Origin of the sequence: Pseudoalteromonas sp. SR44-8 (assembly GCF_014163635.1) — a bacterium.
Taxonomy (GTDB): Bacteria; Pseudomonadota; Gammaproteobacteria; order Enterobacterales; family Alteromonadaceae; genus Pseudoalteromonas; species Pseudoalteromonas rhizosphaerae.
In genome coordinates, this window is record NZ_JACJDS010000056.1 from 1 (window position 1) to 24,656 (window position 24,656).

The window sequence follows — 24,656 nt, forward strand, 5'->3', positions numbered from 1 at the left end:
GTTGGCGAGTTGGCGAGTTGGCGAGTTGGCGAGTTGGCGAGTTGGCGAAGTTAAAGTAATAAGGAAAAGATACAATGGCTATTTTTAAAAATTTATTTCGCTGGCAGCGAGGCAGGCAAGATTCGGGCTATGACAAAATGCTTCTGTGTGGCGCCCATTGGCCAGTAAAGTTTGATACTTATTTAATTAAGTTTCCCGTTGGTAGTGAAATAAAGCCCCATACAGATAAAGTAAAAAAAGGTAAGCATTTTCGTTTAAATCTCATTATCAAACGTGCCCAACTGGGCGGTGAGTTTATGTGCGAAAACACCTTATTTCAAAGCAAGCGTATAAAACTATTTAGGCCCGATATAACTCAGCATGCAGTAACCAAAATAGAAAAAGGTAGTCGTTATATATTAAGTATTGGCTGGGTTAAAAGCGATTAATCTTCACTATTTTCTACCATACTGATCGTCAAAACGTTCAATATCCGTTTCATCTAAAACGCTGCCAGTTTGTACTTCTATAAGAATAAGTGGCTCATTTTGCGTGTTTGCTAAACTGTGAATGTGACCGGCGGCTATATAGCAAGATTGATCGGCAGTAAGCCTGTGTGCTTGGCCATCAATACGCACATCAGCAATGCCAGAGACGACAACCCAATGCTCAGCGCGGTGCTGATGGCGCTGCGTTGAAAGTTTGCCAGCTGGGCTGACAATAATTTTTTTCACTTTAAAGCCGGTGCCTGCAATTAACACTCGGTAACTACCCCACGGTCGATACACGGCTTGATGATGGATCAATTTATCACCGTGCTTAACGGCTAATTGCTTTAATAGTTCCGGAAGCTGCTCTAATTGGCTTTTGCTCGCGACTAAAGTTGCATCATGGGTGTGAATAATCGCTAAATCACTCACCCCAAGAGCTGCGATACTATGACCTTCTTCACCGCTGAGCAAGTTGTTATGGCTATGTAAAACCACGTCATCGGTGCTTAGGCTATTGCCTTGCTCGTCTTTATCGGCACTTTGCCATAGCGCATTAAAACCGCCGACATCATTCCAATTCAGCGCTAAAGGCAGCACCGCCACATTTGGGCTGCGTTCTAAAATAGCATAGTCGATTGAATCACTTGGACAGTTTTTTAAGACTTCATTATTGGCACGGGTAAAACCTAAGTCACCACTGAAATTGGCGGCTGCTGCAATGCAACTGGCGATTTTTGGTGCAAAACGCTCAAGTTCAGCAAGGTATGCGCTAGGAGTGAATAAAAACATTCCACTGTTCCAGCTATATTCGCCACTGGCAAGATATTGCTGTGCTAATAGTAGACTGGGCTTTTCTTTAAATTGATCAACTTCATAGCAGTTTGAAGATGCTATTTTAGTGCCATTTTTAATATAACCGTAACCGCAATGGGCTGAGTCTGGCTCAATTGCAAAGGTAATTAACTTGCCCTGTTGCGCCAAGCTTATCGCATCAGGAAGTTGCTCTATTAACAACTCAAAGTTATCAATATGATGATCGGCTGGAATCACTAATAAAGGTTTATCAAGCCCTTGCTGTAATGCATATTGTGCTGCCAATGCGATGGCGGGAGCAGTATTTTTGCCATCAGGCTCTAATAGTAACGCCATGGTTGCAACACCGATTTGCTGGCATTGGCTGCTGACAATAAAGCGATGCTGTTCATTACAAACCAAAATCGGATCAGTAAAACATGAGTCAGAGACTCTATTTAAGGTACTTTGCAATAATGACTCATCTCCCAGTAAAGGTAAAAACTGTTTTGGCATAGCTTGGCGCGATAATGGCCATAACCGCGAACCGATACCACCGGCCAATACAACTGGAATAATGGAGTTTTTCATAGCAAACACACTTAAATTTGAATGCCCGTAGTTTAACAGAGTATAGCGAGTGCATTACAGCAACTAAAAAATCTATTTTTCGTCATCGACTCGCTTTTAATTCAAGCTGTTCTACACTAAATCTTAATTACCTATATTAGGTTTACAGCTTTGCTTTGATAAGGATGTTGTTATGGCTAACCAAACCCGTTCATTCGGAAATTTTGTACGTAATATTGGCTTGACTAAAAAGCTTGTTATTGCCTTTTTGCTCGTTGCATTAATTCCCTTGGCGATAGCCATCAGTCTTGCACTGTATAACTCGGCTACTGCTTTAAATAAACAAACTTATGCTCAATTAGAAGCGGTTAGTGAAATTAAAAAAAGCGCCATTGAAAGGCATTTTGCCGATATACATGCGCAATTATTATTTTTAGCACAAAGCCCTTTACTCCACACCGCAGCAGATGAACTTAGCCGTGCATTTAAAGAGCCCTATACAACATCTCTCGACAGCACAGCAGAGCAACAGCTGGCAGATTACTATCACAACGACTTTAATACTAAATACCGGCTTAAAAACGAAGACAAATTGCCAACTTCTGAGCTGCTTGCCACACTTTCACCCACGGCTAAATATTGGCAATCACAATACCTAGCAGATAACCCATACCCACTTGGCGAGAAAGCAAAATTAGTACAAGCAAGTGCTGATAATAACTACAATTTACTACACAGCAAATACCATAGTTTTTTACTAAATTTTGCGCAAAAATTTGATTTTTATGATGTCTTTATCATCGACAATCGCAGCGCTGAAGTAGTTTACTCTGTTTACAAAGAAGTTGACTTTGCCACTTCTTTACTCGATGGACCTTATGCTAATAGCAACCTAGCATTGGCATTTAAACAAGCAAAAATGATCAATGAAGATGAAATAACCTTTGTCGATTATCAGCAATATTTGCCATCTTATAATGCACCAGCCAGTTTTATCGCCACCCCAATTTATAACCAAGGCGTACATACCAGCACCTTGATTTTTCAACTATCCATTGATGCCCTAAATGTCATTATGACTGAGCGGGCTGGCTTAGGTACAAGTGGCGAGACATATTTAGTCGGACCTGATTTTTTAATGCGTTCTGATTCCTTTCTCGACCCCGAAAACCGCTCAGTTGTAAATTCTTTTCGCTATCCAAGCATAGGTAAAGTAAAAACGCTGGCAACTGAGCTTACTCAGCAAGGTAAAAAAGGTCAGCAAGTAATCACCGATTATAGCGGCTCCTTAGTACTGTCGTCTTATCAACCTATTAACGTATTAGGTATACAGTGGTCATTACTGGCTGAAATAGATAAAAAAGAAGCTTTTGCCACAGTCAGTCATTTAACGACGATTCTCATTAGCACCTTAATAATATCGATCATTGCCATTACTCTGGTCGCTATTTGGTTTGCTCGTTCGCTCACCCGCCCTGTGCAATTACTTGTCGACACAATGCGTCACGTTGAACAAAAAGGTGATTTTTCGGTACGAACGCCAGTGCTTTCGAATGATGAAATAGGTTCATCGGCAAGTGCTTTTAATTGCCTCCTTGATGCGCTGCAAAGCTCTATTTCCCAAACCAATACGGTTATGAATAAAATGGCCGCAGGTGAATTTAACCACCGAATTAGTGCGCCCTGCAAAGGTGAATTAGATTCCTTAAAACAGGCCACAAATAATTGCGCAGACTCGCTAGAGCAAGCAATGAGTGAAATAAATCATATTATAGATGAAATGAGCCAAGGAAATTTTAACAGCCAAATAACAACCCCAATGCAGGGACAGCTGGCCACCTTAAAACAAAATATAAATGGCTCTCTGCAATCGCTAAATAGCACCATTACTGAAATTGTCGGGGTAATGAGCCATATCGAACATGGTGACTTTAAACAACAGGTTACGGTAGCCGCACAAGGCTCTTTGGCACAATTAAAAAACAGTGTGAATAATTCAGTACACAGTTTAGCGGGAGCAGTAAGTGATATCAGTCGCGTAATGAGCGCACTTCACGATGGGGATTTTTCACAACACCTTGAGCAACCTCTACAAGGCCAGTTAGCCACACTTAAAAATGATATCAACGCGAGCGTCGACAATCTCGCGTTAATCATTAAAAATATTAACGATGTTATGGCAGCCGTAAATGCTGGCAACTTTAAACAACAAGTAAATTGCAGTGCCAATGGCCAATTATCAACTTTAAAGCATAATATTAATAACTCAATTATGGGTTTAGACACTGCTGTAAGTGAAATATCAAACGTTATGCTGGCGATCAGTAAAGGTAACTTCGAGCAGACAATCGATAGCGATATGAATGGCCAACTCAATGTACTTAAAGATGATGTAAATAGCTCTATTAGCAATTTGAGTATTGTTATTGCTGAACTCGCGCGCGTTATGGCAGCTATGCGTAGCGGTGATTTTAATCAACAACTAGAGACAAACATGCAAGGCCAATTAGCGCAGCTGCAAAATGATGTGAACAGTTCTTTGACCATCACCGCAGATGCAATCGCAGAGGTAACTAAGGTATTAAGCGGGCTTGCTCAAGGCAATTTAAATCAACAAGTACAGCAGGATTACCAAGGTGTATTTGCTACATTAAAAGCAGATGTAAATCAAACGATTGAAAAACTTACCAGTGTTATTAGCAGCATCCAAGACTCTGCCTTAAGAGTATCACAAAGCGCCGCAGAGATAGCAGAGAGTAACACCGAAATAAGTCAACGCACTGAAGAGCAAGCAGCCAATTTAGAAGAAGCCAGTGCTAGCAGCAGTAACATGCTAGATGAAATAGCAGCCATTGCTAAGCAAGCTAACGAAGCGGTTAAGCTTGCAGAAAACGCTCAAATGAGCGCAACCGAAGGGGGCGAGCTATCCATACAAACGGTTCATGCCATTGTTGAGGTCAATAATTCCAGTAAGGATATTAATGAAATTGTCTCTGTTATTGATGAAATAGCATTTCAAACCAATTTATTAGCTCTCAACGCAGCGGTAGAAGCTGCCAGAGCTGGCGAGCATGGTCGCGGGTTTGCGGTCGTTGCCAATGAGGTTAGAGAATTAGCTGGACGTAGCGCAACCTCGGCGAAACAAATTAAAACTATAATAAGCAACAGCAACCAAAAAATTAGTCACGGTACCGCCCTTGCTAATTCATCAGGTGAGAAACTAAAGCAAATTGTCAGCGCTGTGGCTGATGTTAACCATATGATAGTGTCTATCAATAGCTCTTCGATTACCCAACAACAGGCAATTAAAGAGGTAGATATTGTGGTACAACGCCTAACAACCTTGATCCAAGAAAACTCAGCGATGACTGAAGAAACCATGGCTGCGGCAAAACAAATGGCAGATCAAGCTAACACTATGCGTCACTTGCTCGGGTATTTTTCACTGCAAAAGGCACCGTTATAAGGAAAATAAATTCACTAATAAATAGCAACGATTAATTGGCGATTCAAATTAACAAACTTGATAAACTAGCTGCACTAGATATTTTAATGCAAATTTAGGGATTCATAAGTGTACTTGCGACAACTTCAGTTAACAATGGTTTCTGCCGTAGCGATGCTGATACCACCAGCAGCTGTGGCTACGGCTGCTTACCAATGCACGGTTGATGGCGTGGCTACCTTTAGTCAACTACCTTGTGGTGACGATGCTAAAGAAATAAAAATTCCACCAACTAATGTGACCCAAGCAACTAATACGCAACAAAGCAAAGATATCATGGCGTCTGTAGATAGTTATGTTGCGATGCAAAAAATTGATCGTGAAATTGCAGTTTATCAACGAGAAATAAAGCAACTTCAAGATACTCTTGCAGAACAAAAAACCAAAATAAACTATATGACGCAAGACTCTGCAAATAAAATGGGTGCAAACTCAATTGCTGATGCGATAGCAAAACGCACAGCACAAGCTGAGCAACGCATTGAGCCGAAAATAAAGCAGTATCAGCAACAAATTGATGCGTTAAAAGCGTTTAAAACGCAACTAAGCCAATAAATTTAGCTTAGGGTTTGTTTAACCACTTTTATTAGCTGTGCTATATCACTACTGTTGTTATAAATATGCGGTGAAACTCGCACCCCATATGCTCGCGCATCGACACTTATATTCGCCTGAGACAGCGCGCTTAATACCGCTGGCTGTTGCTCGCCAAAATTTAAAATAGCTGTACCGCTACGTTTTTCTGGCGTTGTTGGTGACACCAAATATGGCCTAAACTCTGCACTTAATTGTTCAAGTAGCGCCAAGTTGTGCGCTCGCACTGTTGCAACACCTAATTTAGCAAAGTAACCAATGCTATGCCCTGCGAGTACAAATGGCGCAATCGATGGAGTGCCGCCCCAAAAACGCAATGCGCTATCATGATAAGCAAAGTGATGAATATCAAACTCAAATGGATTTTGATGTGAAAACCACCCTACATCTTGTGGTTCGCACACATTTAATTGCGCTTGGCTTACCCATAAATATGCCGCACCGGGACCTGAGCATAACCACTTAACGCTGGAACCAATCATAAAATCAGCATCAACTTGGCTTAAATCTAGAGGCAATACACCAGCTGACTGCGCCACATCAACAAGACTCAAACAGCCTGCGTGCTTACACAGTTGCGTAATTTCAGCTACTGGCGCTTGCTGGCCAGTATTTGAATAAGCGTGACTAATAAATACTAAATCAATATCTGTTTGAATATATTGTTGCCATTGCACGCTATCAGTTAAATCTACGTGTTCAGGAATAAACTTTATTTCAGCGCTACTAGCCAGCGCTTTTTGCATTGCAAACCCCATGCTAGGAAAGTCACTTTGCGCCATCAAAACCTTACAATTAGCTTGCCGTAAGCGAGGATGCGACATAACTAACTTTGTTAAAGCGCTCGATAAATTTACTTGTGGGCAAAATTGCCTGTTCGGTGAATTAAACAATGTACTGAGCGCCTGAGTAAAGCGTTCAATGGCTGGCAGCCACTGCTGCCATGGCTCTTTATTACTCGCTTGCCAAGGAGCAAAAAAATGCTGGTTAAAATCATCTTGGCTGCTTTTCAGTGCACGGCCAACAGAGTGATTTAGCAAGTAACAGCCTGCGGCAAGATTAAAGTCATCTTTGTACATATTAATTACTCACCCATTGCTTTAATTGTGCTAAATCATCATAACGAGTTCTTATATCATCACGCTTTGCTGCTGCTCGACGATCTCTTAATTGTTCAAGAGAATCCAATAACACATGCAATGGCGGACCGCTGGCAGTTACTTTATTCATATGTTGCTGTTGCATGTGTTGAGCTGGCTGAGCTATAAACTTACTAACCAGTTGATTATGATGACCTATTGCAGTATCGCCATGCAGCTTACATACTTGTATAAACAACTTGGCATTGGTTTTAAACCACGAGCTATGGCGGGTATCTCCTGCCGCTAAAAAGTCATCCATTATGCTTGGCATACGCATAGACTCTCGCAGAATTTGCTGATCTTCAGGCATCATATATAAAAATTTATCCACCAGCATTTGTGAGTAACTCGGTTCGTTGGCAAAGCATAAACCTAACAGCATATCTATAACGTTAATTCCGGCAAAATCTCCCGCATTGGCTCCACGGTAAACCTCTTTGCCAACCCGATACGGCTTATAGTAAGGACGTACACAGAAAAAGAATCGCTCGGTGTCTAACTGATTATATAAAGCCGTATTCGATTCAATCACATCGACCAACGCCTGCTTGGCAACTTTAAGTAAATCACCGCATAGCGGATGCGAAATACCTAATGGCTGAATTTTTAATAATGCATCAGCTGCTCGCTTATAGGCTAAAATCCCTTTGGTATTGTAATCAATAAATAATTTTTCATCTGGCAGATCCGTAAAGCGCTTATAAAGGCCATTAATCGCCTTATTATGGGTGGTTAAGTGAGCCGTCGCAAAACGCGGAGTAACCCCAATTGATGCACCAATATGCATGGCTAGTGCCGAGGCCTCGACTAAAGGGGAGGTTGTTTCGCGCGATGGTTCAGTGATCTCATGGCGTCGACAAGCCGCCATAAATAATCCTACATTGCCAAGTAAATCAAACGCACGATCAAATCCTTCATCAGTATTGCCTTCTGCCAGTAACTTACGAATATGCGCATTACCCTCAGCCTCTAACTGATGCTTAAATTGCTCCCCGACAAATTCTACGTTAGCTTTATCTTCTTGTTGCCAATAGATAGCCTCTAGTTGACTATTAATTTCTACAAAGCGGGTTCTGAGCCACTCATCAAATGCCTGGGTATTATTACTCACAGGTATTACTCCATACCAAATTTTATTGCATTTAGGTTAACAGATAACATAGAGCACAAATCAGCAAAACCACTAATAAAAACCCATACAATTAGTGATATTCACTCTATAATCACCATTAAATAAATTTTATTGTCATAGTTATGAGTTTAGATAAAAAAGATCAACAATTACTAACGTTGTTACAAAGCAATGCGCGCACCTCTGTATCAGAACTTGCAACAACTGTAAGTCTATCGGATACCCCTTGTTTGAGACGTATAAAAAAACTTGAAGCAAGCAAGGTGATCACTGGCTATCACGCAGCCTTAAACCCACGCGCACTCGGGTTAAACGTGCTGGTCTATGCGTTTGTGCGGTTGAGCCAAAATTCCGCCAGTGCGGCAAATATGTTTGAAGAACACGTGGAAAAACTGAATCATGTACTGGAGTGCTCTGTCATATCAGGAAGCTATGATTACTTATTGAAGATTATTGCTACCGATTTAGAAAGCTACGAAAGTTTTGTTAAATATAAGCTAGGGAGTATTGATTGTATTGCTAACATTGAGTCTACAGTGGTTTTAAAGCAAACATTTAGCAAAAAGCAGCTACCACTTTAAAAAATAATACTATTTAGTGCCGATTCGCTATACTGAAATATCACTATAAAAATAATATTTAACAAGGATGCATGTGAAGATTTTTCGTTCAACATCCAGTTCTTTTGTTTTTTACATATCGTTTGCTGTTGCTTATTTTGCAACTGGTAAGTTATTGACTAATTTTGCCTTTCAATCACAAGTCATCCCTATTTGGCTCCCTGCTGGTATTGCCTTAGTTGGCTGTTTTATCTGGTGGTGGCGTTTTATGCCGGCATTATTTATTGCCTCTGTCGCCTTTAATTTAAGTACCGGTGATAACCCGATCACTGATCAGGTTTTAATTGGCAATACGCTAGAACAAGTACTGCTAATCGGCTTAGGCGCCGTGCTACAAGGCATGATTGGCGCTGCTCTTTTAAAGTACTGGCTAGGCCATCCGCTGTATTTAAAACAACGCCAATCGATTATTTATTTTATTTTTATCGTCGGTATTGTCGTCAGCCTCATATCGGCCAATATTGGAGTCTATGCTTTAAGTCAATTTAATCCCGCCTACAGCATTGAAAATCACTGGAAAAATGTTACTTATTGGTGGTTAGGTGACTCACTCGGTGTGCTGATCGCAACCCCCTTTTTATTGGCCTTACTACAGCCTAAATTTAAACGACACTACGTCACCCCCTTGCCAACCATCGCAGTCTGCTCGGTATTATTCGTCTCTGTCGCCTTAACCACTAAACTATACAACCAAGAGACTTATTCAAATGCGATACAAATTGCCAAGCGTGAAACATCTATCATTGAAAACAGTTTACTGCGCAATTTAAATCTTAGCCAAATAACCGTACAAAGCCTTGCGAGCCAAATTCAATCAACACCAACTTTAAGTCAGCAAGAGTTTGATAGCTACAGTGCCCAATTACTGGCTGAGCATTCATTTATTAAAGCATTTTCATGGAATCGCAAAATTCCCCCAGCTCAGGTCAGTGATTTTAACAAGCAGCTCGATGAAATTTATAATTCATATAACTTTGATCCGAGTATTAAAGGAGCGCCATTATCAAACGACGATCCATTAGTGATTATTACCTATATCGCTCCTTTTGCAGAAAATCAATCCGCTATTGGTTTTAACCTCAATTCTCGTAAAGATCGCCGTGAGACTTTACTCGACCCACGCATCAAAAATCGCCCTGTAGGCACTAAAATAATTCAATTAGTGCAAGCACAAAAACCTGAACCCGCTTATTTATTATTTGCTCCTGTGTATCAACAAAACAATGAGATTGCCTCAATTAAAGGCTACGCAACAGGTGTATTTTTAGTGGAAAACATACTTGCTCAATCACTCACGCAAGCACAAAATAAGATGTTTAATATCGCTATTTATGAAGCCAATGCTACCAACCCGTTTTATTCAAACGCCGAAAATGTGCCGACCAAAAGCAATAAGCTTACAACCATCACGATTAATTTTGCAGGGCAAACATGGCTAGTTGATTTAACGATTAAAGATGAGTTTCTACCGCATCAAACTAATCACATGACACTCTTTTTAATTATTCTACAGGTCATTGTAAGCTCACTTATTTTACTGGTATTACTGTTATTTAATCATCAACATATTGCTCTATCGCGCTTAGTAGCGGAACGTACTCGCTCGCTTGTCAGAGCTAAAAAGCAATCTGATTTAGCGAATCAAGCTAAAAGCCGGTTTTTAGCCAATATGAGTCATGAAATTCGTACGCCGCTTAATGCAGTGATCGGTTTTTCAACCTTAGCTAAAAGTGAAGATAGCGCTGAAGTTCTCATCGGTTATCTAAATAAAATTAATTTAGCTTCTAAATCATTGTTAAGTTTAATCAATGATGTACTCGATATCTCTAAAATTGAATCTCAAAAGCTCACCTTGGAAGTCGCTCCTTTTGATTTAAATGCTCTTCTTGCCCGGATTAGCAGTATGTTCGAACAAAGCGCTGAACAAAAAGGCATTCACTGGAAGGTTGATAACCAATTACCAGCCGATATTTGGTTTGAAGGTGATGTTATGCGAATTGAGCAAATTTTATTAAACTTATGTAGTAACGCCATTAAGTTTACCTGCGAAGGTGAAGTAAGTGTTAGCGCATACTGTAAGGAGATCACCGATAAACGTAGGCAAATTACCTTGGCTATTAAAGACTCTGGCATCGGCATTGCGCCATCAGAGCAAAGTAAATTATTTGATGCATTCACCCAAGCTGATAATTCCACATCACGCAAGTTTGGTGGCACTGGGCTTGGTTTAACAATCGCAAAAGAACTTAGTTTGCTAATGTCTGGAGATATCAGCGTACAAAGCGAGCCAGGTAAAGGCTCCACATTTACCCTGTCTGTCGAGTTAAATACGTGTGCTGCGCAACAAGTAACGGCAAAGCACACACAACAGCATGTTGATTTAAGCAAACTAAAAATACTGGTTGCAGAAGATAACAGCGTCAATCAATTAGTAATAAAAGCAATGCTTAGCTCTTTAGGGATCACTCCAACACTGGTTGAAAATGGCGAATTAGCAGTAGAGCAAGTTAAAATAAATGACTTCGATTTAGTGTTAATGGATTGCCAAATGCCCATTATGGACGGTTACCAAGCCACCGCCTTGATACGTCAAATTAAAAGTACTGAACAATTACCCGTCATTGCCTTAACCGCTGATGTAATGCCTGAGGATAAAGCCAATGCCTTAGCAATTGGTTTTAATCAGCATCTTGCAAAACCCCTCGAACTCGATAAGCTAACCGAGTGCCTAATCAATTATGTAGATGTTTATGAGCCTTAATGGAATATTACTAACTCTCACTTTATTAACAACCTCTAGCCTTGCTATCGGCCAAACCAACTGCGTTACTCAGTTGACTGATTTAAACTATATTATGAACAGCAAAAAGCAGGGCTTATTACGGTTTGAAAAAAGCAATGCTAATACGGATTTTTCCTATCAAAGTGAGCAAGCATTTAGTGATTATTTAAGCTTTGCATACCAACATATTTTAGCGGCAAACCCTCGCGCATCAATGCCTTGCCCTGTTTTAACTGATACCTATCAGCTTTTAGTTAAACAACAGCAACGTACTAGCCCCCCTAATATAGTTGATCTTATAGCGCCATTTGAATTACGCCAAAATAACAACCACAAAGCGGTTCTATTGATTCATGGGCTTACCGACTCTCCATTTACCTATCATGACTTGGCACAGATTTACTTTCAACAGGGCTATACCGTACGTACTTTGCTGTTACCAGGCCATGGCACCGCAGCTAATGCACTAAGCAGTATTAATGCCAAACAATGGCAGCAAGCTGTAGACTATGCAATTAAACGTACTATAAAAGATTTTGATCAGGTGATTTTAGGTGGCTACTCTACAGGTGCAGCCCTGTTACTCAATTATTTAACTGTCGAGCCCGTTGACCCAAAAATAACTGCACTGATGCTATTTTCGCCCGCCACTGAACCACACAATAAAAATGGTTGGCTGGCGAAGTGGATTGACCGTATTCCCTTTGTGAATTGGATAGATAAAGACGCCGATATTGATTTTGCTAAATATGAGTCGTTTCCATTTAATGCTGCAACCGCAGCCGATGATGTTATGCGCTCAATCGCGTTACCAGAACTAATCGAGCGTCAATTACCAAACTTGGCTATTTTTTCAGTGATGAGTGATATAGATACCACCATTGATACCCGTGCATCGCTGCAATTGTTAAGCGCCTTGCATGATGTAAAGATACGCCCTGCAAATAGCTTAGATACCTTGGTTTTTTACGGTGATAAAACAACCATTACCAGTGGTTTTCCAAAAGACTACAGGGTATTAAATCCACAGTGCAAAAATGCAACCTGTAAAAACATTCATGGTATTTCTCATATTGCCGTAGTTAATTCACCTGATAACCCTTACTACGGTATTGCTGGCGCTTATCGCAATTGCGGCAGTTACCTCGATGATGATACTTTGTATAAGCAATGTAAAACGACCGAAAAACCTAATATTGGCGAGCGTACTGCAGAAAATATTGCAGCTTTTCCAACCTTTCAACGTCTGACTTACAACCCTTACTTTACTGAACAAGCACTCTATATAAAACAGTTTATAAAGCAGGTTGAAGGCTCGCAGGGCAATAAATAATGAGTATATTTAGTCACCGCTGGTTAACCAATATCAGTGCAATAGATGCCGCTGTTTGGCAGCAGTTTTTTGCCGATAATCCATTTACTGATCATGCATTTTTATTTGCATTAGAACAAAGCCAATGCGTATCAGCCGCGTCTGGTTGGCAACCGCAACATTTAGCCATTTACCAAAATGATACTTTGGTGGCATTAGCACCCGGCTATCTAAAAAGTCACTCTTATGGCGAATATGTATTTGATTGGGCATGGGCTGAAGCTTACCAGCAACATGGTTTAGAATATTACCCTAAGTGGTTATCTGGCTCACCGTTTAGCCCTATTGAAGGTCAACGCCTTGCGATTGCACACTCACACCCAGAACAAGTGTATCAGTACATAACAAAGACTTTAACAGCTCAATGTGAGCAACAAGGTTGGTCTGGCTGGCACATTAACTTTTGCTCGCAACAGCAAGTCTCTCAACTCACACCACATCAAGGTATGCATCGTATTGGCGTGCAGTTTCAATGGCAAAATCAAAACTACGCTACTTTTGACGATTTTTTAGCGCAGTTAACCGCACGAAAACGTAAAGTATTGAAAAAAGAACGTAATAAAATAACCCAGCAAAATATTAGTATTAAATGGCTGCAAGGTGAACAGATAACTAAAGCTGTGATGAGCCAGTTTTGCGAATTTTACCAACGCACTTATTTAAAACGCTCTGGCCACATGGGTTATTTAAATCATGACTTTTTTATTTTATTACACGCCTTAATGGCCGATAAACTGGTGATCATGCATGCCATCCATGCTCACGAAGTGGTCGCTGCAACACTGAGCTTTAAAAATAATGACACACTATACGGGCGCTATTGGGGAGCTATAGCAGAAATTGATTGCCTGCACTTTGAGCTTTGCTATTACCAAGGTATTGAATATTGTATTAAACATCAGCTTCAGTGTTTTCACTCAGGTGCGCAGGGCGAGCATAAAATAGCACGAGGTTTTGCACCGGTATTTACTCACTCCGTACATGCCGTAATGGATGCTACTTTTAGTCCTGCGATAGCAGATTACTTACAACGTGAGCGTCAGCATATGCGCATCTATCATCAGCAATGCACTGAATTATTACCTTTTAAGATTGATAACTAATGACGTTTAAAAATCAATAACTGATTATTAGCAGGCATCGCAATATCATCAACAAGCATTAACCCTGCTTGCTCAGCTAATTGCTGTACCCATTCGAAATCACGAATGCCACTTTGGCAGTCTTGCTGATTTAAAAATTCATCAAAACGCTGATTACTTTCACTGGTAAAGTTGCCGTTGTATTTAAATGGGCCATAAATACACACGAGACCTTTTGACGCTAAATGCTTATTAACACCAGTAAAAAATTGCTCAACTAACGGTTTGCTGACGATGTGTAACGTATTAGCAGTATAAATAGCATCAACGGTATTTATTGGCCAAGGGCGATTTAGATCTAACTCTACTGGTGCGTGCAAGTTATCTAGCTTTGCTTCATCAAGCCACTGTTTAATACCATTATGATTAACCAAGCGATCACTGGTATGCCATTGTAAGTGAGGCAAATTAGCAGCGAAGTGCACGCTGTGTTGCCCCGTACCTGATCCCACCTCTAACACACTCTCGACTTGTGCTAAATATGCTGTGATGACGCTTAATATTGGATTTTTATTATTTTCACACGCTTGCGAGAAAGGTTTCGTCATATATATTTCCAAGCATCTCAATACAGATGCACCAAGATTGGTAAAGTATGCCCATTAGTAAAGCAAATCTTGCAACAGATGTCGCTATTAAATAATTAATTTTATATAAAAACTATATAATTCAAAGTAATAAAAAAAATATTGAGCATGGTATGAGTTATGCACTTATCTAATTGAATCAACCAAACGGAGAAGATTATGTATATATCACCTTATACCGCCCTAGACGCTGCAATTGCGGCAAGTGAAAAACCAGTAACAGATAAAATAGGCTGTGATGAACGTGCCACTGTAATTGATTTACTATCGCAAACAAATCAACAAAATCAGGCGTTAATACATGAAACAGACCAAATATTTATTCTTGGCTACAATTAAAAAACTCACCTTCCGCCAATATTTACAATTTGTGACTTGCACCGAAACCGATTAACTGTAATGATAATGATTACCATTACAGTTAATCGGTTTTTCTTATGCATGAACATCACGCTATGCTTTATTATCAACAGCAAATGAAATGTATTTGCCCGCGACCTGGGCTACATGCGCCAGCTTTAGTGGCAAATTACATTGAAGCTGGCCTGAGTGCTGCACGTCATTACGAAAAAAACCACAGTCTATTGCTGCAAGAACTCTATCTAAGACGCACTTTCCATGAAATCCTCAACAAAATGTGCGACTCTTTAGTCCATTGTGCAATTCGCAAACAATGTTTAGAGCAACTTTATAAACCGTTACTGGCATTAAAGCGCTTTTATAGAAGTCATAATAGTATCAAGAAATACCTGATACTAGAGCGTGAAGCCCGTATTCTCAGTCACGAATTTAACCCTTTCTAGGAGTTTTCATGAGCGAATTTAGAACCGAATCAGATAGTATGGGCGAATTACAAGTCCCTACAGATGCACTTTATCAAGCGCAAACTCAACGTGCTGTAAATAACTTTCGCATTAGCGATTTAGTAATGCCAAAACAGTTTATTACCGCTCTTGCTTATATCAAACAGGCCGCAGCGCAAAGCAACTACGAGCTAGGTCATCTCAGTAAAAATAAAGCACAGTTAATCGAGCGCGCATGCCAAGAGATCATTGATGGCGAACATTTAGAACACTTCCCTATTGATATATTTCAAACAGGGTCAGGTACTAGCACTAATATGAATGCTAATGAGGTGATTGCAACTTTAGCAAGTCGTTATGGTGATGAGGTTATCCATCCCAACGACGACGTAAACATGGGGCAAAGCTCTAACGACGTGATCCCTACCACTATTGCTGTAAGCAGTGTAATTAACGTGGTGTATGAACTATTTCCGGCGCTGGATCAGCTATCACAAACGTTGGAGCGCAAAAAGTCAGAAATAGGTGAAATCGTAAAAACGGGTCGAACTCATTTGATGGATGCTATGCCAGTGACATTTGCGCAAACTCTAGGGTCTTGGCAACACCAAGTTGATAGTGCAATGGCAGGGATCCGCTATAGCCTTGAAGGGGTATCTGCTTTAGCGCAAGGAGGCACAGCCGTTGGTACTGGTATAAATGCCGATCCCCTGTTTGCTGAGCAATTTTGTAAAAATCTCAGTGCCAACGTCGGTGTACGCTTTGTGCCAAGCAAGAACTTTTTTTATAACATAGGTTCGCAAGACACCATTGTCGCTTTATCAGGGCAGCTAAAAGTGCTCGCTGTTGCACAAATGAAGATAGCAAACGACCTACGTTGGATGAATTCAGGTCCACTAGCTGGCCTTGGTGAAATCGAACTAGAAGCTTTACAACCCGGTTCATCAATTATGCCCGGTAAAGTAAATCCTGTGATCCCTGAAGCGGCAGCCATGGTTAGTGCACAAGTGATTGGTAATGACGCAACTATTACTGTTGCAGGTCAATCAGGTAACTTCGAACTCAATGTAATGTTACCTGTAATAGCTTACAATATTTTGCAAAGTATTGAGTTACTGGCAAATAGTAGTCAAGCATTAGCTGATAAAGCGATTCGATCCTTTAAAGTGAAACACACCAATATCGACAAAGCACTCGCCAAAAACCCCATATTAGTGACCGCGCTTAATCCAGTCATTGGTTATGCTAAAGCAGCTAAAATTGCCAAACAAGCATATCAAGATGGCCGTCCAATTCTTGATGTTGCTGAGCAAGAAACTGACCTATCACGTAGTGAGCTGGAAGCTTTACTCAATCCCGCAAAATTAACCCAAGGCGGGCTATAAAAATATTAAACCCGTCCTTAGCGTCGGGTTTAACCTTTGAATGCCATAGTTTTTATTGCTGTGTTATCTGCAAAGTGTATGATGGTGGTTACTTGTTCACCACTATGAAGGTTTATCATGCGCTTATTTATTATCGCGCTTCTACTGCCGTTATGTTTATCGGCTTGTTCTGATGCTGCGACCCCGAATAACAACCAACTTAGCCCGGCTCCTGCAGCGCTAGTTAAAAATAATCAAGCGACTAAGTTAAATCCGCAAACAGAAGTTCCGGCAACAAGAGATAACATTAAAAAGGTCCACCAGCAATTACAGACACAAATTGCAGATCTAAACTGCGATAACAGCTCTCAATGTAAAGTATTACCGGTTGGTAGCCGTGCGTGCGGCGGCCCTAGTAGCTATATTGTTTACTCTAATAAAACGGCAAATGGGCAAGCCGTTGAAAAGTTAACTCAGCAGATCACCAGCCTTGAAAGCCAATTTAATGCACAGAACAAGATGATCAGTATTTGTCAGCACCTGACTGCCCCTGCGACTCAGTGTATTGAAAATAAATGTGTTAAACTAGAAAGCTCTGCGACAAGTGTTTATTAAGGGAAACCAATATGAGTCGTTCATCATATTCTAAATTTTTAGTAACAACAACCAGTTTGCTGATCCTCAGTGGTTGTGTCAGCACTTCTGACTCAACACCAGCAAACGGCAATGCAAATGTATCTAAATTAAATAGCGCATTGGCTGAGTTGGTGCAAGATAATAGCTGTACCGCGAGTTTTCAATGTAAGGTGCTTGAAGTAGGCCAACGCGCCTGTGGTGGTCCAAGCCGCTATGTAGTGTACTCAACCTTGCACACACAACAAGAAAATGCAGAACAGTTAGCGGATCAAATTACTCAGCAAGAAACTGCCGATAATAAAACCAATGGTTTAAATGATTGTTTACCGGTTTTACCTGTGCAAGCATTATGTATTGATCAGCAATGCCAGTCGTTTGAGCTAAAATAGTCGCTCTGCTGCAACCGCGCTATACCAATAATGGGATCAGCGCGGAAATTACCACGACCGCCACAATACAAATCCCTGCTTTAAAAATAAAATGCATCGGCATCTGCTTTTTAACCCAATAGGCATAAATAAACCGTAAGAAATAACTCGCTGCCGTGCCAAACAAAGCAAAAATTAGTAGATAGGCGATTAAAATAATATTCACAACAACTCATTATTTGATAATTTAAGCCCTAAGTGTAAGGGCTTAATAATCAGAAGGCAAAACCTAGCGTTTACTAGTTCGAGCAATCAGTAACTCAGCAACTTGCTGTTTTACTGCCCGCTTATCATCTGGGGCAACGCCAAAGCGTTCAGCAAGTAATGCTATTTCTTCATCATTAAGGTTAAATGATAAACGTTGACGCGTTTTTTTTGATTTAACCTCAAGTGATAAAATTTTGCGGATCATATCGGATGGCGTTAGCTCTTGATCAATGGCTTGCTTTTTTATCGATTTTTGCACTTCACTGCTAAGATCAAACGCCATTTGCGTGGCTCTTACAGCCTGCTCCTGACGTAACCATTTATCTTTTGCATTACTCACTGCGCATCTCCAGGGAACAGATCAACAATGTCTGTGATTGGTCGGGTTAAAGTGAGTGATACTTCAGTTTCTCCACCATCCCAAATCTCAATGTTTAAACCATGGCTCCCATCGCTCGACTCAAGGCAAATCATTTCGCATGGTTCGCCACCTTCTTGCTCATAGCGTGGTAATGGCTGGCTACGATAATCTTTATTATGAAAATAACACACAAATGGTGATTCACTTTGTTGATAGCTTTTAGCTAAAAACTGCATGTAACGCTCTGGTATATTTTTCACTTCTAAGTAGGTTAAATCGTCTTCGTCAAAGATGCGCGCAAACTCATCCAGTGTGAAGATTTCATCCACTTCATCACGTTGGATTTTGATTGAAAAATTCGCCCACTCTTCACCATCGCTGCGCTCTATTTGCAAAAAAACCACCTTGCCAGCATCACTTTCAAGTACTAGCTCATAATCAGCACTGTGCTGATATTGATAAGTTTGCACATCGGTAACGCGCAATGTTTGCCCTTTTAGCCAACTTGGGTAAGCAAACGAATCAATCACTGTGAACATATCACCTTTTTTAAGTTCACTAGGGTGATTTAATTGGCGTTCAGGGGCTTTTTTAGACTTAAAGAAGTTAAACATAGACTGCCTCATAAGCAAAAAAGGTAACTTATAATAAGTTACCTTTTAATAATCGTAATTGCGCGTTAGCCGTTTTGCTTCGCTTTAATACGCGCTAAGATATCTGCACTTTTTGGATTGCTATCACCAATTCCAGCTTCAGCCATTTTAGCTTTAAGATCATCGCCATTAGTGTCAGCTTCAAGTACTTTAGCAGCACCAAGCTGGTCACTACGATCTTGTTGACGTTGCTTAATACGCTCAAGTGATTGGCGTGCATTCGTCATCGACGAGCTATTAGTATTAAGTGTGCTATTTACTGCCATTGTTGCTTGTTGCACGCTTTCAGTGGTTTTAACCATAGTAAGCTGACGTTGGTTTTCTTTGATCGATTTTTCAGCATCTTTTACTTGCTGCTTCAACGTTACAATGTGATTGCTAAAACCAGCTAACACTTGATCATGCTCTGCTTTTTCAGCTTCAAAGTCGCCAATTTTCTCAGCAATTTCTAGCGCTAACGGTTCATTACCTTTTTCAAGTGCTTGACCTGCATACGCTTCGTGCTCAGCAATTGAGGCATCTAATGCGCTAATCTTACGCTTCGTTTGCATTTCTTTAGCCATCACTTCAGTTAGGCTTTTTTTAGCACGCTGCAGCGCGTTTTGCGCATCAGCAATTTCTTGTTCAAAGATACGAATCCCATTCGCGTCAACAATTGCTTCGCCCGCTTCACGCGCGCCGCCACGTACTGCTGTAAATAACTTTTTTAAAATACTCATAATCTTAACTCCACTTAAAATAGCTAGCTGTTAATCGTTTAAATAAATGGTTACCGCTTCTAATGCATCAATGGCATTATCAGCTAAAGTAACTAGCTCATGGGTAATATCATCAAACGATGAATTAACCGACAAAGCACCAAAGATCGCATATTTATCATCAATCTTCGCAAATGCACTCAGCGGGATTGGTACATTCAAACGTAATAAGGTTTCATTCAACTCATCACGTAGTTCAGGCTTCACTTCCTCATCAGCGAACAAATAGCTAATACATAACAGCTGCTCTTGTGTCTGAGTAACAAAAATAGGAAGCTCATCATTGCCATCTACTATGACTTGCAACACATCTTGCTCGCCTGGATTGGCAATCAAGAAAGACTCAAAGTTAGCGCCTTCAGTTTCAAAAGATGCTAGTTTTATTGAAAGTTCATTTAATTCCATGTCTCTGCCTTTTGTCATTTGACATATTATGTCTGAGTTAAGATTCGCATGGCCGACATATTATGTCAACCATGATTTATTAATTTTTATACAATTCACTTTCTATCTGCCATGCACTACGATAATAATCATATAAAGTACCTGAGCCTAATTGGTTGACTTCAATATCATTTATTTGTTCAAAATAATGATTGGGGAATACGAATGCTGCCAATAAATATTTTTTACTGATCCATCTAGAAGCAACTGGTAAGCTTGTTATATCGCTAATTCTCGCACTTGCAGATTGACCTGTGGTGGTTGCAATCGTCCATCCCCATTGGCCAAATGATGGAATATTTTGCTGGTATTGCTCAACATGCTTAAAACCTGCCGCTTTGACTGTTTTACCAATACTTAAAAATGCTTTTTTAGCATGATAAGGCGAAGTTGACTGCACAGCCATTGCACCATCTGCGGCTAGTAATTGACGGATATGATTATAAAAATAGTCACTGTACATTTTATTTAAATCGGGATGATTCGGATCAGGTAAGTCAATAATGATGGTATCAAAACGCTTACCTTCATCAAGTAACCGCTCTACTTCAAGAAAAGCATCACCCACTTTAATATGCGATCGAGGATCAGCCATTGAGTGCTTATTAAGTTTAGTTAAGCGCTCATGAATAGCTGCCGGAGGATTAAATTCATCGTCATCATGACCAAATAAACTAAGTAACTGGGCATCTAAATCAATTAAGGTGACTTCTTTAACAGGCCACTTCAATACGTCTCTTAGTGCTAACCCATCACCACCGCCTATAATCAATACATTATCGTGACGGTTCGAGGCTAATAATGGCGGATACACTAACATTGAATGATAAATTTGTTCATCAATGCTAGAAAACTGTAAGCGGCCGTTTAAGTAAAGATCGGTAATTGGATCGGGTTGATTGCGGCTCAATCGCTCGGTTAACACCAGATGCTGATACTTAGTCGCTTCAGAATAAATAACTTTATCCTTATAAAGCACATTACTTAAATCTTTCATCCAGCTACTACCAAGCATTAAAATAAAACCAAATAACACCAGTAAAGCGATATGACATACCAGTAATAGTTTGGCGTAACGGACATAGCTATGATAACGCCATAAGAATGCCAAACCTGCGATAATATTAAATAGCGCAGTCCATGCTGCAGCCTGCATGATTGGCATAGCCAACATAATGCTAACCCAAATAGCCGCTCCAATACCTGCACCTATATAGTCGGCACCGTAGATCGTGCCAGCATTATTTTCTAAGAAACGACCATAAACATGCTGACGTATGCGAGCGATAAGTGGAATTTCCATACCGATTAATAGACCTAACAATAAGCCAAATACATAAGGTAGGAATCGTGACCACTCTTGGAGTTTTTGAAATATATAGCCGTTAAGAATTACATCAGCTGGTAGATTAAAAATGTCAGAAAAAATATGCGGTAAAGAATAACTAACAGCAATAACGCTGGCTATAGCTAAGATACAGCCCATACCAACAAGTGCAATAAGACTTTCAAGCCAAGCAAAGGCGGTAAAGGCATCCTTAAACCAACGAGCTAAAAAAGCCCCTATACCCATAGCTACGATCATAGTGCCTATCATCGCATAAATAGCGCTCTCTACAGAGCCTAAAACTCGTCCGGCATAATGAGATAGCAGATATTCATAAATAAGGCCACACCCAGCGAGTATGGCCATAACAGTAATTAATAAAAAATCATGCCCAAGTAAGGAGTACTTACTTGGGCTTTGCTTAGAATGTGACAAGTTTTACGCGCCTAATAGAGTTGCCATGGTAATGCCTACAGCAAACGAGATTGCCGCTGAAATAGTTGCTACACCCACATTTTTTTGACGGTTCACTTCGTCTGATATATCGCAACCTGAAAGGATAATTTTAATCGTAATTAAATGCAGTACGATAAATGCAATTAAACTAACCAAAGCGCTAATCGCCCAGAAAATCAAGCTGGTGTTAATGCTATCTGCAACATAAGGCGCGATACCTGAAGCCGCAGTAAGCGCAAGCGCGCTACCGATTAAAAAGCCAGCATAGCGAATACCAACAGCCAAGTTACCGTCAACAATTGCTTGTTGTAGGCAATCTCCACTTCGGTTAGTACGCTTAAATAGTTGTACGCGATACTGGCTCACGAGCAATAACGCAATGCTACCAATAATAAACGCTGCTATAACGATTGGTAAACCATGCCAACCTTCTGTAGCCACCCAAAATAGCGCTGAGCGAATCACGATTGCCACACTCACAACATGACCAAAATCAATCACCGCGGCAGTTACATTACCCTTCACTATTTCATCATGTAAGCTGACTTTGCGCAGTGCCACTTTATCTTGAAAAAAGTGCCCAAGCTTTATTAGCACAATAGCTAACAAACCATAAGCTGCCATTTGCAATGCTTCTTGCTGTAAGCTCACTGCAAATGCACCACTGCTTACACCCGTCAGCACAATTGCTAAAGCAACTAAGCCAGCAGCAAAGCTAATACCAAACGCAAAATTATCACGCTCAGTGATCTCATCATTGGCATGTAAGTTAGATACCCAACCTTTGATATATTTAAGGCTCACAAACAGTGCAATAATAATCGCAAAATCAATCGCGATTGCTTGTAGTGACCACATAGTTATTCCATTAAATTCGTACATATTCTTTAAACTCCAACACTAAATCTTTAAATAGCCGTTTACTTACCGCGACTGACACCGCGAGAGGTTCTATTATTGCTGTTTCTGACCGATCCCGAGTCTTTACTATAGCTACTGGTTTTGGAGTAACTACTGCGACTTTTTGGTGGTGTATAACTGCTACGACTTAACCCAGAAGCCCCGGTTTTTTTAGATGCATAAGGGCTTGTGAATTGCTTACCTTGGCGTTGATACGATTGCTTAGTACGTGTTTCAACGGCGGTTTGTGCTTTAATTTGCTTAGGGCTAGAATAACGCGCACGACCATAATCATTATAATAACTATACTTTCGGCGCTTGCTCCAACTACCATATTCAACACGATCAAATACATCACCTAAAATGCGGTACATGCCATACCACTGCCAAAAGCTGATACCGCTACTGTTAGTTTGCCAATTACCATAATTAGGATTGCCGACTAACTGGTTGCCTTCACCAACCCCTTCAGCCTGCTGACTGATTGCACCGACACGCGCAAGCGAGCCACCCGACATATCAGCAAGCATATTAATAGGATCGGTCAAAGCATCCGAAAATAAAGCGGGCTTTGCAGCATCTCGCAACAAATCAATATTTTGCAGTGTTTCATCGTAAGGAGGAATAAGGTAAGTACTTTTGATATCAGCTAAGCGTTGTTGCAAACCTGAGTAAAGCGGGCCTTTTCGAGTTGCATCTTGCACGAGCACGCCAGCAATTTTAGCTAGCTCTGGCTTTTCATTGCTAAGTATACGGCCATATTCGCTTAATAAAGCGGCATTACGAATTGAGCCGTTATCTAAGGCACTACCAAGTCCTGCTAACTCAACTTCAGCTTTAGCTATAGATTGTTTAATTGTTTCTTGTAGCTGCTCTTCTTTCGATTGACAGCCCATAAGTAAGCTTACCAAACAAAATAAACTGATAAGTTTCCAAGCTTTTATATTCGACATTCATGTCACCTGATTTACTAAATTAACCCAGCTAGTTTTACACAGCTTACTTATTAAACCAACAATGAAATTGCAACAAATGATGATTAAGCCGACTTGTCTATTACTTACGAAGTATAAGAACTTATCATCATTTATAAACAGCGCTAGTTTGCCTGTTACTTATAAAGAGTGCGAGTTTACATTTCCTTCTGGGGAGCGCGAGTTTTTAAAACTTAAAAATGGCAGTATACCAATCGTGTTAAGTTACTGACCATTTATAGCGACAGATAAATACAGTGATAACAAGGCGTAAATTTTGACATGTAGTTGTCCTACTTGAAAAAATTATAACGCAGTTAGCGCTTTATTTAGCTCGCTAGAATGGTTAAATATTTAAGTCGATTGGTATTAGAAGCAAAACATAAAAAAGGCGCGGTGCAAAAATTACAACAACAAGTTCAATTATTACGTAAGCAGTCTATTGCTCAACAACGTCATTGGGCTGAATTTAACGCTACCTTCGCGATAAAGGTGGCGGGTTAATAATCGTATAGCTTTCCTACAGACGTAAAAAAGCCGCTTCATTTCTGAAGCGGCTTTCTCAATTTGGAGCCTGGCAATGTCCTACTTTCACATAGCAAATGCTACACTATCATCGGCGCTGTTTCGTTTCACT

25 protein-coding genes are annotated in these 24,656 nt (G+C 40.4%); 13 read left to right on the forward strand and 12 right to left on the reverse strand.

What is annotated here, in order from left to right; all coding sequences use genetic code 11:
* Window positions 1-74 precede the first annotated feature (74 nt).
* The gene (locus tag H5183_RS20235) at window positions 75-428 is read left to right on the forward strand and encodes a 2OG-Fe(II) oxygenase (RefSeq protein ID WP_182732558.1); all 354 of its coding nucleotides are present in this window, start codon (window positions 75-77) and stop codon (window positions 426-428) included.
* A gap of 6 nt (window positions 429-434) precedes the next feature.
* On the opposite strand, the gene H5183_RS20240 is transcribed toward H5183_RS20235, so the two are convergent.
* Window positions 435-1,853, reverse strand: a complete 1,419-nt coding sequence (locus tag H5183_RS20240; protein WP_182732559.1) for a mannose-1-phosphate guanylyltransferase/mannose-6-phosphate isomerase — start codon at window positions 1,851-1,853, stop codon at window positions 435-437.
* Between the two features lie 172 nt (window positions 1,854-2,025).
* Between H5183_RS20240 and H5183_RS20245 the strand changes: the two genes are divergently transcribed.
* Together H5183_RS20245 and H5183_RS20250 are read left to right on the forward strand one after the other, a co-directional pair.
* Entirely contained in the window at window positions 2,026-5,298 is a 3,273-nt protein-coding gene (locus H5183_RS20245) for a methyl-accepting chemotaxis protein (RefSeq protein ID WP_182732560.1), read from the forward strand.
* A 108-nt stretch (window positions 5,299-5,406) separates the two neighbouring features.
* Entirely contained in the window at window positions 5,407-5,892 is a 486-nt protein-coding gene (locus H5183_RS20250) for a DUF4124 domain-containing protein (protein WP_310736595.1), read from the forward strand.
* A gap of 2 nt (window positions 5,893-5,894) precedes the next feature.
* Here the strand turns inward: H5183_RS20250 and H5183_RS20255 are convergent, their stop codons facing one another.
* Both H5183_RS20255 and H5183_RS20260 read right to left on the reverse strand, forming a co-directional pair.
* Entirely contained in the window at window positions 5,895-7,010 is a 1,116-nt protein-coding gene (locus tag H5183_RS20255; protein ID WP_182732561.1) for an aminotransferase class V-fold PLP-dependent enzyme, read from the reverse strand.
* Window position 7,011: 1 nt separating this feature from the next.
* A complete protein-coding gene (locus H5183_RS20260; RefSeq protein WP_404936112.1) occupies window positions 7,012-8,190 on the reverse strand; it encodes a monodechloroaminopyrrolnitrin synthase PrnB family protein in 1,179 nt (392 codons plus the stop codon).
* Between the two features lie 137 nt (window positions 8,191-8,327).
* Here H5183_RS20260 and H5183_RS20265 point away from each other — a divergent pair, with 137 nt between their 5' ends.
* From H5183_RS20265 to H5183_RS20280, 4 genes are all read left to right on the forward strand, one after another.
* Complete coding sequence (locus tag H5183_RS20265) at window positions 8,328-8,786, forward strand: Lrp/AsnC family transcriptional regulator (RefSeq protein WP_182732562.1); 459 nt, start codon at window positions 8,328-8,330, stop codon at window positions 8,784-8,786.
* A gap of 73 nt (window positions 8,787-8,859) precedes the next feature.
* Window positions 8,860-11,586 (forward strand): CHASE domain-containing protein, encoded by a 2,727-nt coding sequence (locus H5183_RS20270; protein WP_182732563.1) that lies wholly within the window; start codon window positions 8,860-8,862, stop codon window positions 11,584-11,586.
* On the forward strand, window positions 11,576-12,940 hold the full coding sequence (locus H5183_RS20275; RefSeq protein WP_182732564.1) for a carboxylesterase: 1,365 nt from the start codon (window positions 11,576-11,578) through the stop codon (window positions 12,938-12,940). Before H5183_RS20270 ends, H5183_RS20275 begins: the two co-directional genes overlap by 11 nt.
* Complete coding sequence (locus H5183_RS20280; RefSeq protein WP_182732565.1) at window positions 12,940-14,082, forward strand: GNAT family N-acetyltransferase; 1,143 nt, start codon at window positions 12,940-12,942, stop codon at window positions 14,080-14,082. Before H5183_RS20275 ends, H5183_RS20280 begins: the two co-directional genes overlap by 1 nt.
* Here H5183_RS20280 and H5183_RS20285 read toward each other — a convergent pair.
* The gene (locus H5183_RS20285; protein ID WP_149983352.1) at window positions 14,079-14,669 is read right to left on the reverse strand and encodes a DUF938 domain-containing protein; all 591 of its coding nucleotides are present in this window, start codon (window positions 14,667-14,669) and stop codon (window positions 14,079-14,081) included. The two genes, H5183_RS20280 and H5183_RS20285, sit on opposite strands and share 4 nt — an antisense overlap.
* A gap of 198 nt (window positions 14,670-14,867) precedes the next feature.
* Here H5183_RS20285 and H5183_RS20290 point away from each other — a divergent pair, with 198 nt between their 5' ends.
* The 5 genes from H5183_RS20290 to H5183_RS20310 all read left to right on the forward strand — a co-directional run bounded on the left by H5183_RS20290 (window position 14,868) and on the right by H5183_RS20310 (window position 17,900).
* Entirely contained in the window at window positions 14,868-15,047 is a 180-nt protein-coding gene (locus H5183_RS20290; RefSeq protein ID WP_145242712.1) for a hypothetical protein, read from the forward strand.
* A 98-nt stretch (window positions 15,048-15,145) separates the two neighbouring features.
* Window positions 15,146-15,511 (forward strand): hypothetical protein, encoded by a 366-nt coding sequence (locus tag H5183_RS20295; RefSeq protein WP_257325145.1) that lies wholly within the window; start codon window positions 15,146-15,148, stop codon window positions 15,509-15,511.
* An 8-nt stretch (window positions 15,512-15,519) separates the two neighbouring features.
* Complete coding sequence (locus tag H5183_RS20300; RefSeq protein ID WP_182719307.1) at window positions 15,520-16,896, forward strand: lyase family protein; 1,377 nt, start codon at window positions 15,520-15,522, stop codon at window positions 16,894-16,896.
* A gap of 117 nt (window positions 16,897-17,013) precedes the next feature.
* Window positions 17,014-17,490 carry a hypothetical protein gene (locus tag H5183_RS20305; RefSeq protein WP_182732566.1) on the forward strand — a complete coding sequence of 159 codons (477 nt, stop codon included), beginning with the start codon at window positions 17,014-17,016 and terminating at the stop codon, window positions 17,488-17,490.
* 11 nt (window positions 17,491-17,501) lie between these two features.
* On the forward strand, window positions 17,502-17,900 hold the full coding sequence (locus tag H5183_RS20310) for a hypothetical protein (protein WP_182732567.1): 399 nt from the start codon (window positions 17,502-17,504) through the stop codon (window positions 17,898-17,900).
* Window positions 17,901-17,919: 19 nt separating this feature from the next.
* On the opposite strand, the gene H5183_RS20315 is transcribed toward H5183_RS20310, so the two are convergent.
* The 8 genes from H5183_RS20315 to H5183_RS20350 form a co-directional block, all read right to left on the reverse strand.
* Window positions 17,920-18,105, reverse strand: coding sequence for a hypothetical protein (locus H5183_RS20315; protein WP_145242705.1), 186 nt, complete (start codon window positions 18,103-18,105; stop codon window positions 17,920-17,922).
* Between the two features lie 63 nt (window positions 18,106-18,168).
* Window positions 18,169-18,486, reverse strand: coding sequence for a hypothetical protein (locus tag H5183_RS20320; RefSeq protein ID WP_145242704.1), 318 nt, complete (start codon window positions 18,484-18,486; stop codon window positions 18,169-18,171).
* Window positions 18,483-19,121, reverse strand: a complete 639-nt coding sequence (locus H5183_RS20325; RefSeq protein ID WP_182732568.1) for a hypothetical protein — start codon at window positions 19,119-19,121, stop codon at window positions 18,483-18,485. The genes H5183_RS20320 and H5183_RS20325 overlap by 4 nt, the downstream gene beginning before the upstream one ends.
* A gap of 65 nt (window positions 19,122-19,186) precedes the next feature.
* The gene (locus H5183_RS20330; protein WP_145242702.1) at window positions 19,187-19,879 is read right to left on the reverse strand and encodes a PspA/IM30 family protein; all 693 of its coding nucleotides are present in this window, start codon (window positions 19,877-19,879) and stop codon (window positions 19,187-19,189) included.
* A gap of 30 nt (window positions 19,880-19,909) precedes the next feature.
* Window positions 19,910-20,323, reverse strand: a complete 414-nt coding sequence (locus H5183_RS20335; protein WP_145242701.1) for a YjfI family protein — start codon at window positions 20,321-20,323, stop codon at window positions 19,910-19,912.
* 79 nt (window positions 20,324-20,402) lie between these two features.
* A complete protein-coding gene (locus tag H5183_RS20340; protein WP_182719303.1) occupies window positions 20,403-22,124 on the reverse strand; it encodes a polyamine aminopropyltransferase in 1,722 nt (573 codons plus the stop codon).
* Between the two features lie 3 nt (window positions 22,125-22,127).
* Window positions 22,128-23,027: a DUF350 domain-containing protein gene (locus H5183_RS20345; protein ID WP_182732569.1), complete on the reverse strand. Its 900-nt coding sequence runs from the start codon at window positions 23,025-23,027 to the stop codon at window positions 22,128-22,130.
* Window positions 23,028-23,065: 38 nt separating this feature from the next.
* Window positions 23,066-23,998, reverse strand: coding sequence for a CHAD domain-containing protein (locus H5183_RS20350; protein ID WP_145242697.1), 933 nt, complete (start codon window positions 23,996-23,998; stop codon window positions 23,066-23,068).
* A gap of 363 nt (window positions 23,999-24,361) precedes the next feature.
* Here H5183_RS20350 and H5183_RS20355 point away from each other — a divergent pair, with 363 nt between their 5' ends.
* A complete protein-coding gene (locus H5183_RS20355; protein ID WP_182732570.1) occupies window positions 24,362-24,523 on the forward strand; it encodes a hypothetical protein in 162 nt (53 codons plus the stop codon).
* Window positions 24,524-24,656: the final 133 nt, after the last annotated feature.

Excerpts from the sequence above, each read along its gene's own strand:
- H5183_RS20235 (WP_182732558.1), top strand. The coding sequence starts at position 75 with ATGGCTATTTTTAAAAATTTATTTCGCTGGCAGCGAGGCAGGCAAGAT.
- H5183_RS20240 (WP_182732559.1), bottom strand. The coding sequence starts at position 1,853 with ATGAAAAACTCCATTATTCCAGTTGTATTGGCCGGTGGTATCGGTTCG.
- H5183_RS20245 (WP_182732560.1), top strand. The coding sequence starts at position 2,026 with ATGGCTAACCAAACCCGTTCATTCGGAAATTTTGTACGTAATATTGGC.
- H5183_RS20255 (WP_182732561.1), bottom strand. The coding sequence starts at position 7,010 with ATGTACAAAGATGACTTTAATCTTGCCGCAGGCTGTTACTTGCTAAAT.
- H5183_RS20265 (WP_182732562.1), top strand. The coding sequence starts at position 8,328 with ATGAGTTTAGATAAAAAAGATCAACAATTACTAACGTTGTTACAAAGC.
- H5183_RS20275 (WP_182732564.1), top strand. The coding sequence starts at position 11,576 with ATGAGCCTTAATGGAATATTACTAACTCTCACTTTATTAACAACCTCT.
- H5183_RS20280 (WP_182732565.1), top strand. The coding sequence starts at position 12,940 with ATGAGTATATTTAGTCACCGCTGGTTAACCAATATCAGTGCAATAGAT.
- H5183_RS20285 (WP_149983352.1), bottom strand. The coding sequence starts at position 14,669 with ATGACGAAACCTTTCTCGCAAGCGTGTGAAAATAATAAAAATCCAATA.
- H5183_RS20290 (WP_145242712.1), top strand. The coding sequence starts at position 14,868 with ATGTATATATCACCTTATACCGCCCTAGACGCTGCAATTGCGGCAAGT.
- H5183_RS20295 (WP_257325145.1), top strand. The coding sequence starts at position 15,146 with ATGCATGAACATCACGCTATGCTTTATTATCAACAGCAAATGAAATGT.
- H5183_RS20300 (WP_182719307.1), top strand. The coding sequence starts at position 15,520 with ATGAGCGAATTTAGAACCGAATCAGATAGTATGGGCGAATTACAAGTC.
- H5183_RS20305 (WP_182732566.1), top strand. The coding sequence starts at position 17,014 with ATGCGCTTATTTATTATCGCGCTTCTACTGCCGTTATGTTTATCGGCT.
- H5183_RS20310 (WP_182732567.1), top strand. The coding sequence starts at position 17,502 with ATGAGTCGTTCATCATATTCTAAATTTTTAGTAACAACAACCAGTTTG.
- H5183_RS20325 (WP_182732568.1), bottom strand. The coding sequence starts at position 19,121 with ATGTTTAACTTCTTTAAGTCTAAAAAAGCCCCTGAACGCCAATTAAAT.
- H5183_RS20330 (WP_145242702.1), bottom strand. The coding sequence starts at position 19,879 with ATGAGTATTTTAAAAAAGTTATTTACAGCAGTACGTGGCGGCGCGCGT.
- H5183_RS20335 (WP_145242701.1), bottom strand. The coding sequence starts at position 20,323 with ATGGAATTAAATGAACTTTCAATAAAACTAGCATCTTTTGAAACTGAA.
- H5183_RS20345 (WP_182732569.1), bottom strand. The coding sequence starts at position 23,027 with ATGTACGAATTTAATGGAATAACTATGTGGTCACTACAAGCAATCGCG.
- H5183_RS20350 (WP_145242697.1), bottom strand. The coding sequence starts at position 23,998 with ATGTCGAATATAAAAGCTTGGAAACTTATCAGTTTATTTTGTTTGGTA.
- H5183_RS20355 (WP_182732570.1), top strand. The coding sequence starts at position 24,362 with ATGGTTAAATATTTAAGTCGATTGGTATTAGAAGCAAAACATAAAAAA.